General features: G+C 54.4%; 8 protein-coding genes, 1 pseudogene and 1 riboswitch. All 9 genes and pseudogenes read right to left on the reverse strand.

The annotated features are described in order from the left end of the window. Positions 1-171 precede the first annotated feature (171 nt). Positions 172-654 carry a hypothetical protein gene (locus ACEW8N_RS09710; protein WP_373499614.1) on the reverse strand — a complete coding sequence of 161 codons (483 nt, stop codon included), beginning with the start codon at positions 652-654 and terminating at the stop codon, positions 172-174. 68 nt (positions 655-722) lie between these two features. Continuing rightward, complete coding sequence (locus ACEW8N_RS09715; RefSeq protein WP_373499615.1) at positions 723-1,088, reverse strand: type II toxin-antitoxin system VapC family toxin; 366 nt, start codon at positions 1,086-1,088, stop codon at positions 723-725. A 1-nt stretch (position 1,089) separates the two neighbouring features. After that, positions 1,090-1,284, reverse strand: coding sequence for a type II toxin-antitoxin system VapB family antitoxin (locus ACEW8N_RS09720; RefSeq protein WP_373499616.1), 195 nt, complete (start codon positions 1,282-1,284; stop codon positions 1,090-1,092). A 362-nt stretch (positions 1,285-1,646) separates the two neighbouring features. Further along, a complete protein-coding gene (locus ACEW8N_RS09725) occupies positions 1,647-2,858 on the reverse strand; it encodes an IS1634 family transposase (protein WP_373499617.1) in 1,212 nt (403 codons plus the stop codon). A gap of 233 nt (positions 2,859-3,091) precedes the next feature. After that, positions 3,092-3,442: a HigA family addiction module antitoxin gene (locus ACEW8N_RS09730; protein ID WP_373499618.1), complete on the reverse strand. Its 351-nt coding sequence runs from the start codon at positions 3,440-3,442 to the stop codon at positions 3,092-3,094. A 400-nt stretch (positions 3,443-3,842) separates the two neighbouring features. Then, entirely contained in the window at positions 3,843-6,659 is a 2,817-nt protein-coding gene (locus ACEW8N_RS09735; protein ID WP_373499619.1) for a leucine-rich repeat domain-containing protein, read from the reverse strand. Between the two features lie 45 nt (positions 6,660-6,704). Further along, positions 6,705-6,878, reverse strand: coding sequence for a hypothetical protein (locus tag ACEW8N_RS09740; RefSeq protein WP_373499620.1), 174 nt, complete (start codon positions 6,876-6,878; stop codon positions 6,705-6,707). A gap of 104 nt (positions 6,879-6,982) precedes the next feature. After that, positions 6,983-7,057: riboswitch (cyclic di-GMP riboswitch) on the reverse strand. 750 nt (positions 7,058-7,807) lie between these two features. Beyond that, a pseudogene (locus ACEW8N_RS09745) lies at positions 7,808-9,805 on the reverse strand (hydrogenase iron-sulfur subunit); the annotation flags it as partial. Between the two features lie 670 nt (positions 9,806-10,475). Further along, positions 10,476-10,808, reverse strand: a 333-nt coding sequence (tsaA, locus tag ACEW8N_RS09750; RefSeq protein WP_373499621.1) for a tRNA (N6-threonylcarbamoyladenosine(37)-N6)-methyltransferase TrmO, incomplete at its 5' end; no start/stop codon positions are given.

Consider the following 10,808-nt stretch of genomic DNA (forward strand, 5'->3'; position numbering starts at 1 on the left):
AAGTGTTCGAATGGTATAAAAAGAATATCGGTCAATCAGTTCAGTCGAAAAGGAAAGAGATCATGTCAATAGTCAGCAAAACGGAACAAAATTGGGATCAAAATACTACCGTTTTTCTAAACTGATTTTCATCAGCCCACGTGCAAGGTATATTTCCCCACCACTACTCGTTTAGGACCACCCCTTTTTTTTAAGCACTTTTCCCGAGCTAACTGCTTTGGCCTTCTTGCCAACAGTTTTGCGAAACATGGCATAATGACGCTTAACCCTCTCTGTGTATGTGGTGTCCATGAGCAACATTTTTCGCAGCAAATTCAAGAGTGCCGGGGCAAGATCAGATTGCGGACTGGCAAGATTCAACGCTGGCCCCTTTAGGTCATTAATGATACGCGGATCACTCTCTCCCATCCACTTTGCATAAAATTTAATGTCTTCCCACCCCCATGCGATGACGGCTTGGATATCTTGCCGAAGAGACGATACAATACAAAAGAAAACCCGGCGACAGTCGCATCCAGGCTCATCACAAAACATCTCATGGAAAGAGTAACTCGCGGGCGGCAAATTCCAACTCGAAGTACCGATCACAGTGACTGCCCTGGTCTCATGTTTAGCAATTTCGGGAAAACGGCTGTAAAAAGGTGAATATGGCATTCCTGAATCCTTTGTGCATAACGCTGCGGCTTTGAGGAGAGCAAAGCGAGTCCGTCAACAGCCGTTTGTTAGCCATTTAAATACGATAGCCCGAGTTCTGTTGCTGCTTCACGAAGACGACGATCTGCAGTCCATAAAACCACATTGCCAAGAATTGAAGAAGCCAAAAGGTGAATATCTAAGTATCCAAGGCCCCGCCCCATTAACGAGTTCTTTTCTATAAAATGAAGGATTTCATAGGGCTCAAGAATTGGAGTAGAAGGCAATGCTTGTAGCAGCATTAAAATTTCTGCGCGGTTACCCAGGTTGCCGCACGCTAATTCTCCTATAATAAAAGGATGACAGGCGACCGAACCGGTGTTTAAATGGTCAACAAGCTCATGATCAGCTTTTCTGAAATGTTGGATCCAAACGCTTGTGTCTACAAGGATCATTTCAACACTCTGGCCTTCGGCGTCTTGGCATTTCAATTTTTTTCTCGGTTCCACCGAGTTCAGCCAAGCGCCGGCTGCTCTCCAGACTGATCAGAGTCTCAAGCCCTTTGCGTATCAAAGCTGTTTTTTCCATAATTCCGGTTAGCTTCGATGCCTTTTCAATAAGGGCATCCTCTATATTCAAGGTTGTTCGCATATATAGCTCCTTTCTACCATGCAGCCGTAATATGCATATCAATATGCATCAAAAATGTGACAATTGCAAGAATTTTAGTTGGCGTTGCGGTAGGAATGCCGGTCACCCGGCACCCCCCGCACAGTCCCGGACGTGCGGTTTTCCCGCATCCGGTTCCTCGGTTGTACTCGTTTCCTCGTCGGTTTATCCCAACGCAACCTGATGCAGTCGTCTCTTTTCCGTCAGTTTCGGCTTTGGGATACCGGCATGCTCCAGCATGCGCCTGACTGATTTTGAACACCACAATTTCTAATTCTTAATGAATACATGGCGTTATGAGGCACACGAAGAGTCTTGGCACTACCCTTCGTAATTTCACGCGGTCACGGCACGGCCTGGATCGTGGGGGGAATGGCAACGCCGACCGCCTGAAAGATTTTACCGCAGTTGCCTTTGCATTCCGTGCGCAGGGCGAACCGCTTCCCGCTCTCCTCGATCACCACCTTTTGGAGGGCCTTGAGATCCTGTTGGATATGCAGCCACTCGAATTGGTGCCCGGCAGCCGACAGGCGCTGATCCAGTTCCTTTCGCAGCACCAGCGCCAGGAAGCTGCAAAACACATGGCCTGCGATGTTGGCGTCCTTCTGGTGGTAAACCGGGCGGGTTTCCAGAAGCGATTTCACATCCCGGAACACGCGCTCCACACGCCACAGCTCTTTGTACTTGAGGGCGGCCTGTTCCCCCGAGAGGGTGGTATTGGTGATCAGCACCCATTTGCCGTCGAAAACCTCGTCTGCCTTGATTTTGTCCGTATCGATGCGGACGCTCTCCTTTTCGATTCTCAGATACTTCCGGTAGCCCTTGTTTCCCACCAGGGACTTGGCTCCTTTTTTCAACTGCTCCTGCAGGGAATCGACGATGGCCTGGCGGTCGGCGGCATCCTTGCGGGCCTGGCGCTCGTTGACGCAGACGATGTAGCGCTTCCCATCGTGATGAACCTCCTTGACTTTCAGCGGCGCCGGTTTCTTTCGGTCCGCACTTTCCGGATACACCTCCTGGTATTTGCCGGCTCGGGTGAGCACCTCGGTTTGAATCGCCTTTACCTTGCGCATCCGGCAGCCCAGGATGCAGGCGATGTTGTTTTCTTCGAGCAGGCTTACCGTTTCGGCACTGATCATGCCCCGATCGGCAACCACGCAAAAGCTGTTGACGCCGAACCGCTTCCGAATCCGTTCGACAACCGGTATCAGCGTGGTGACATCGGTGGTGTTGCCCGGCCACATCTCGCAGCAGATGGGGCGACCGTTGTCATCGAGCACGGCCCCGACAACCATCTGGAAAAGATCCGGGCGGTGGTCCTTGCTGAATCCTCTTTGGCCGAAGTGCTCCCCGCCGTTGCCTTCAAAGTAGATCGAGGTCGTATCGAAAAACACCAGATCCAGTTCGCTGAACAAATCGCGGTTTCTCTGAAACAGCATCTCTTCGATCCGGTCCTTGGTTCGCCGCGGGGTAAAGGGCGTGGCGTCGCTCTGATCGGCAAGCTCCTCGCCCAAAAAGCTCATGGCCCGATACAAGTCGAGGCGCTTGAAGAGCATCTGAGAAACCAGCAACCGGAGAAGGAAGTGAGTTGCTGATCCTCGAACCGGATCATCGGAATTTTGTGGAACTTTTGCATGAATTTGTGATTTGCTGGATTTCACTTGCGGTGGCCTCCTGAATTGGGTTTTAAGTTGTCGTCGTAAACAATTTACACCCACTATTCTCGGGCCTCCGCAAGCTTCTTTTTTCTTTCTTCCTCACAAATTTATGCAACTACAGGGATAACCCATTATCTCGCAATCGGTTCGAGGTGAGAGATTTCGTCCGCACCGGGTCCGTTCATGGCATGCCAAAGGTCCCAATCCTGCTGGAGCCCGAGCCAGAAGTCAGCCGACATTCCCAGAACTCGTGCCAGACGCAATGCGGTATCCGGAGTAACGGAGCGATGCCCCCGAACGATCTCGTTCAGTCGGGGATAGGAGACCCCGAGACGAATCGCAAATGCATTCTGGGATATCCCCAAGGGTTTCAGGAACTCTTCCAACAGCATCTCTCCGGGATGTATCGGCGGGCGCTGTGTCGGCAGACGCCGCCCAACATCCGGCTCAGTGGGAATCGACAATTTCGACTTCATCGGCATGGCCGTCCTCCCATCTGAAACAGATTCGGAACTGCTGGTTTATCCGAATGCTGTATGGATCTTCCCTGTCCACCGCGAAGGCGTTCCAGGCGATTCCCCGGCAGGATTGAACGTTCACCGATTTCTCGAACACAATTGATCTGGTCGAGCTTACGCTGAGCGATCGCCCACAAAGAGGGTGGACAGCTACTCTCCGCTGCCTGCGAATTCCTGCCATCAAATACGTCTTCCGTGCCTGTGCCGTGGAAGGACTTTATCATGAGTCAACTTGTAACGGCTGCCATTATAACTGTCAACTTCCCTGGCACAGGGGGCCTTCGCGTGCTCAGTATGTATCGGGCTGACTCTTGTCCTTTTCACGTTTTCATCCCTATTTCTTCGCCACTTATTTGCTGTTTTTTCAAAATGCTGGCCTCTCAAAACAGGTATGAACAACTGTAACGCCTTTCGCTTCAAGTTGCGGAATAATCGAAGTGCATGAGTCTACGTCTAATGGATTATTCGAAACATCTATGTACACTAAGTTATTCAATCCAAGCAAAGGTGTTATGTCGCTGATTTGGTTATTATAAAGATAAATTGATTGAAGGTTTGCCAAGCCTGTGAGGGAGGTTATGTCGCTGATTTGGGTAGAATCAAGAGAAAGAAATTGAAGGCTTACCAATCCTGCGAGGGGTGTTATGTCGCTGATTTGGGTATTATAGAGGACAAGGGATTGAAGGTTTACCAATCCTGATAAAGGGGTTATGTCGCTGATTTGGGTATAACCAAGAAAAATGGATTGAAGGTTTACCAATCCTGCGAGGGGGGTTATGTCGCTGATTTGGGTATTATAGAGGAGAAGGGATTGAAGATTTACCAATCCTGATAAAGGGGTTATGTCGCTGATTTGGGTAGAATCAAGAGAAAGAACTTGAAGGCTTTTCAAACCGGCGAGGGGGGTTATGTCGCTGATTTGGGTATAATCAAGATAAAGAACTTGGAGGTTTACCAATCCTGCGAGGGGGGTTACGTCGCTGATTTGGGTATAATCAAGAATAAGCTTTTGAAGGTTTACCAATCCTGCTAAATGGGTTATGTCGCTGATTTGGGTTTGAGAGAGGATAAGATATTGAAGTTTTACCAACCCAGCGAGCGGTCCAAAATCGCTGATTTGATAACAAAGATCAAAATTAACCACTTGTAAGTTTTCGCAGTGCTGAAGCCCTTCAATGCTCGTTATATTTCTATTGTATCCCGATAATGCAGATAAGCTCATTAAATCAGACTTCATTATAGTACCATTATGTAAATTAAGTTGCCCTCTGATCACCGCCTCGAAATTAGCATCAGGAAAAGCGACAGGGAAATCATCCATGACACGAATGTTGACAGTCATCGTATCTGACAGCCCCTTGTTGTCAGTTACCCTGAAGCTGGCGGAATGCTCCATGCCCACATCATTGCGGGTGGGCGCCCACTGGAAGGTCTGGTCGGCAAATACGGCGCCTTCGGGGCCGTCGGTCATCTCATAGGATAGTGTATCGCCGTCCGGGTCTCTGGCGGTCACGGTGAACGACAGGAGACTCTTGGTGTACAGGTCGATGCTCTGTTCGCCGATCTCTTCGAAAACCGGCGGCCGGTTCAAGTTCCCGACGGTGATGGTGACGGTCTCCGTGTCGCTCAGGGAATCGGCCCGTACGTCCTCCACGGTGAATTCGACCTCGTAGATGTCCGCATCTTCGAAACCCGGATTCCAGGAGAATTTTTGGGTATCCGGGTCGAAGATGGCGCCGTCCGGAAGGCCGGTTGCGGAGAAGACCAAAGCATCATTGTCCGGATCGGTCGCCGTAATGACAAACTCGATCAGTTCATCTTCACGGACCTCCCGGCTCCCGATGGGGTCGAGAACCGGCCCGTGGTTGCCGACGCCCACGGTGATGACGACCTCCTCGGAATCGCCCTGAGGCGGAATCCCGTCATCGGTCACCGTAAAAATGATCGTGTGGGTGCCCTCTTCCCCACCACCCGGCGTCCAGGAAAACCTCTGGGCTTCGGGATTGAAGGTTGCACCCGCCGGCATGTTTCCGGCAGTGAATGTCAGATGGTCGCCGTCCAGATCCCTTGCCGTCACCACGAACTCAAGCAGTTCGTTCACTAGAACCTGCTGACTACCGATGGGGTCCATCTCCGGCATGTGGTCGACATCGTCCCCCACGGTTATGGTGACCTGCCGGCCGTTTCCCAGGGGCGGGTTGCCGTTATCCATCACCAGGAAGGAGACGATATAGAACCCGGCATCCTCAGGCCCGGTCGCCCATGTGAAGATCCGGGTCTCTGGGTTGAAAACAGCCCCGGCGGGAAGATTGGACGCGCTGAAGGTGAGGGTATCGCCCTGGTCCGGATCCGAGGCCGTCACTTCAAAGGAGACGGTTTCCCCCGTCTGAACGGCGTAATTTTTCAACGGCCACACGACCGGGGGCTGGTTCCCGTCGCCCACGCTGATGGCCACGATCTCGGCGTCGCTCATGGGTGGATCGCCGTCGTCCACCGCCCGGAACATCACTCGATAGAGACCGGCCTTCCCGTACTCCGGTGTCCACGAAAAGAGGCCGGTCTCCGGATCAAACTCGGCCCCCGCGGGAAGATCGCTGGCCGTGCAGGTGACATGGTTCGCGTCATCCGGGTCTTCAGCGTGCACCGAAAACTGGAGCGTCTCGCCCTCCAGAACACGCCGGTTCCCGATGGCCGGCATAATTCTCGGCTTCCGGTTCAGGACCTGCCTGAGGATGATCGGCCCCACCTCGTTGCTGATGCCAGGCGCCACCGTGACCCCCGTCTCCTCTCCGCTGAAAATGACAAAACCGTCAAGGTCCAGGGCCGTGACGGCCACCACGTAATTCTGCCCGACCGGGACGCCGGTAACCGTTAAATGGCCGTCCGTGCAGTTGAACGGGCCGCCCCGCGCGATCACTTCGCCGGCCGAGTTCAGGATCTCGGCCTTGATGGTATCGATATGATTCCCTGAACAATCCAATCCGGTCGATTCCTCCTGGAGTTCCCCGCTATCGCTGATCTCCTCTTCCAGTCGCAGCGAGAACGAAATCTCCCCGCTTTCCGATGACGGACCGCTCGATGAGCCGCCCCCGCCTCCGCAGGAACACACGATGAAGACAAGGCAGAATGCCCATATGATTCCATACCCCCGGACCGATTTCACTTTTTTTATATTCCTCATGGCGCCATCTCCCTGTTTCATGAAATCATATTCGCTGCGATCCCATCACCAACTGACACCAACATCCGCTTCGCTTGCGGTGGATTCCTTCTGGTTCGCCTGCTCCCGATCCCCGGTGGTGCTGGTGGATGAGGACGTTGTTTCCAAAGATGGGCTGTCATTGACCTGGGCTTCACGGACATTTCTTTCGGCCATATCGGCGGCATCGGTCGCCTGCATGTCTGTCAGTTCACCGATGCTCGGCGCGGAATCGTCCGGGCAGGAGTCTTAAAGACCTGTCTTCCGACAGTGCCTCGCGATCACACAAAAAAGCCGGATTACCTTATGGCAACCCGGCTGTCTCATGAAGATCCGCGGCTTTCCGTCCCTGTCTCGCGGCAGGTTTGGCTTTATCGTTTTTCGAAATGCAAAAGCCTCCTTATGGATCATAGGACCCAAGGGATGCTTATGAGATTGGCATTTTCAGAGGTACCGCGTCATTGGGCATCATTCACCATGCCTTTTCCAAAAAAAGGAGATGCAGTCTCTTCAGGCAAAAATCATTCAGGCCGGAAAGGCTGGGGGGAGGTATCGATTTTCGCCATGTGGTAATGAAGGGAGTAACGTTGTCTGTTGATCTGAATATTTCATTACTGAAAAAAATATCGTTTGTAAATAGGTACAAATACCTATTGCTTAAGGTAACATGCTTAATAAATGGGATATAAGCTGAAAAAGGTCGTGAAGTTTATTTTCGGGCTATATACCGCTTTCTATGGTTCCCGAAACAACGAAAAGGTGAAGAATACTTGCATGATACTGGAATCTAAACATTTTAAGGTATTATAATGGTAATCTTGATTTTGTAGCGAAGCCGCTCTGGATTCAGCGGAAAGAGGAGCTTTCGCACGAAGCGTCTGTTTTGCCGCTGAAAACCTCTCCGTAAGGGCGGGTTTGGAACCCGCCCTTACAGGGGGGAGGGCCTCAGGCCTTATCCGGCAAGGGGTGCTGGGACATGGCGTGGTGTAATCAATAGGGGGTCGTCTGTCTGACCGGTATGCGTTTGCAGCCGACATTGAAGGGAATCCGACGTGGCACCGAGCAGGTATGCCCGGTGATGTGATGTGAGGCGAGGGAGGCCCCGCAAGGAAGCCTCCCTCTATGATTCTTTACTGCGGAGTCACCCCCACCCCCGGTGCGGGAGCTTCAGGCGCATCCCCGTCCTTCTTCCGCTTCCGGAGGATCTCGATCGTCTCCGCGATTTCGCCGGCCGAGACTTCCCTCCGCAGGGCTTCCATGTCGGACATGACGCGGGCGAAGCGGACGCCCTCGGCGGCGCTGATCCATTCGAGCTGGAGGCGATCGGGCCGGATGCCCAGCTTCTCCATTTTCTTGCGGACCTTCTCCACCCGCTTCACCGTCCAGTGGTTGGCGTCGATATAATGGCAGTCCCCGATGTGGCAGCCGCTCACCAGGACCACGGGCGCGCCCTGTTCAAAGGCGCGCCAGATGAAGGCCTCGTCGACCCGGCCGCTGCACATGGTGCGGATGAGGCGGACGTTGGCGGGGTACTGGAGGCGCGCAACGCCCGCGTAGTCGGCGCCGGCGTAGGAGCACCAGTTGCAGGCGAAGGCCAGGACCTTCTCCGCCGCGTTCTCGGCCAGCAGGGTGTCGATCTGGGCCGTGATCTGCCGGTCGGTGAAATGGTTCATGACGATGGCCCCGAACCGGCACTCGGCCGCGCAGGTGCCGCATCCGGCGCAGGCGGCGGTGTTGACCACCGCGGGTGTCTTGCGTTTGACGTCCACCGTGATGGCGTTGTAGGGGCAGACCTCGGCGCATTTGCCGCAGGATTTGCAGTGGGAGGCGATGACCGCCGAGGTGATGGGTTCTGCGGTGATCTGGCCCGTGTGCATGAGGCGGATCGCCCGGGCCGCGGCCGCAGATCCCTGGGTCACGCTCTCCTTGATGTCCTTGGGGCCTTCGGCGCACCCGGCGTAGAACACGCCGCGGGTGGCCGCGTCCACGGGCTGGAGCTTGGGATGGGCCTCCAGGAAGAACCCGTCCGGGGTGAGCTGGAGGCCCAGCATCTCCTGGATCTTCCGGGTGTCCGAAGACGGCTGGATGCCCAGGGCCAGGACGAGCATGGACAGGTCGTGGAACTCGATCCTGCCTGTTGCGGTGTTCTCCACGGCCACCCGCAGGCTGCCGTCTTCGAGCTCCTCCACCGATCCGGGAAGGCCCCGGAGGTACTGGACCCCCAGGCGCCGGCTCCGGTTGTAGAGGTCCTCGAAGCCCTTCCCGAAGGCCCGGATGTCGATGTAGAAGACCTTGATCTCCATGTCCGGGTAGTGCTCCTTCAGGACCAGGGTGCCCTTGATGGTGTTCATGCAGCAGATGTTGGAGCAGTGCTCTCCGCCCTTCCGCCTGGAGCGGGAGCCGACGCACTGGATGAACCCGACGGATGCGGGGCGCTTCCGGTCCCCCGGCCGGATCAGCACCCCCTGGGTGGGTCCGCCGGCGTTCACCAGCCGCTCGAACTCGAGGCTGGTGAGCACGTTCTGGAACCGGGTGTAGCCGTACTCGTCCATCTCCCGGGGATCGTAGGGCGAAAGACCGGTCGCCACCACGATGGAGCCCACCCGGCAGGGGATCTCCTCGTCGGACATGTGAAAGTGGATGCAGCGCTTTTCGCAGGCGTCGAGGCACTTGGAGCAGCCCCGGCCCATGCACTCGTTCATGTTGATGGCATAGGCCGACGGCACGGCCTGGGGAAACGCGATGTGGACGGCCTTGCGGGACGACAGCCCCACATTGAACTCGTCCGGGTAGACTACCGGGCAGGCCCGGGCGCAGTCGCCGCAGGCCGTGCATTCCTTTTCGTCTACGTAGCGCGCCTTCTTGACGATCTTGACGTCGAAATTCCCCACATACCCCTTGACCTCGGTGACTTCGCTCAACGTGTGAATCGTGATTTTGGGATGCCGACCGGCATCCGCCATCTTGGGCCCCAAGATTCAGATGGAGCAGTCCATGGTGGGAAAGGTCTTGTCGAGCTGGGCCATGGTGCCGCCGATGGAGCTGTTTTTCTCCACCAGGGCCACCTCGTATCCGTTGTCCGCAAGGTCCAGGGCGGCCTGGATGCCGGCAATGCCTGCGCCTACTACCATGACTGCCCCGGTATTGCCGTTGCCGCCACTAGCTTTGCTTGTTTTCTTTTCCTCTTTTGCCATATGTTTGTCCCTGTTACTGATGGTTATTAAAACTCGCAAGGAAACCGGCCGATGCAGCCTCCGCCGCTATCCCCGGAACGATGGGCTTAGCCGATCACGGGTTGCCGCCGCCCGGACCGCTGTCACCCCGCCGGGGACCCGCCGGGCCTCTCAACCGCTTCCCCTGTAAGGTGATTCCTTGGGGGGAAATGTACAATCCCTTACTTTGAGATGATCTTTACAAGATATATTAGAATTAATGACTAATATCACAAGGCCGGCACTCAGAATAGCAGATTTTTTTCAGTAATCAGATAAATAACCAAAAAATCTTTTGATTAGCCATCTTGATTTGTACTATTTTTCCTTATCCCTTGCAAGGGAATAATCTCAATTTAAATATTTCTTAGTTCTCGTATATATAAATATGTTCCGCCGGTGACTTTGGCAATGGGTACATCAAAAAGATATCATTGTAATTCTAAGCTCTTAGACTTTCAAACCCAACTAGCGTCAGTTGGGTTCAGGGCCAGGTGGCCTTGTCTCAGTACGTTATCTTCACACATCCACGCCTGGGAGCGACGGGGTAAGATCATGACGTCTTCATGATACAACCTTAAAATCCCTACCTTTGATCTTCCTCAGGATGGGGCAACAGCTCCGGGGCCCGGGCATCCTGAAGAGCATCGCTGACCGGTAGGTACGGTTTTATATCCAGCACCGGCGTCCCCTCCCGGGCGTCCAGGCCTGCCAGAATGATTTTGCGGCCCTCCACCCCCAGCAGGCGGGCGGCACTCAAGCCGATGAGATTGGGGCGCACCGGGGCCCGGGCCGCAAAGACCCCGGTCAAGGGATTGCCCGGGTTCCGGCAGGGATGCACCTGGAGGATGGCGCGGTCGGTGGGGTTGTCGTTTTCATGAAACCAGAAGATGATCCAGACATGGGAGTACTGTTCCAG

The organism is Desulfococcus sp., assembly GCF_041737845.1.
In the GTDB taxonomy this organism is placed as follows: Bacteria; Desulfobacterota; Desulfobacteria; order Desulfobacterales; family Desulfococcaceae; genus Desulfococcus.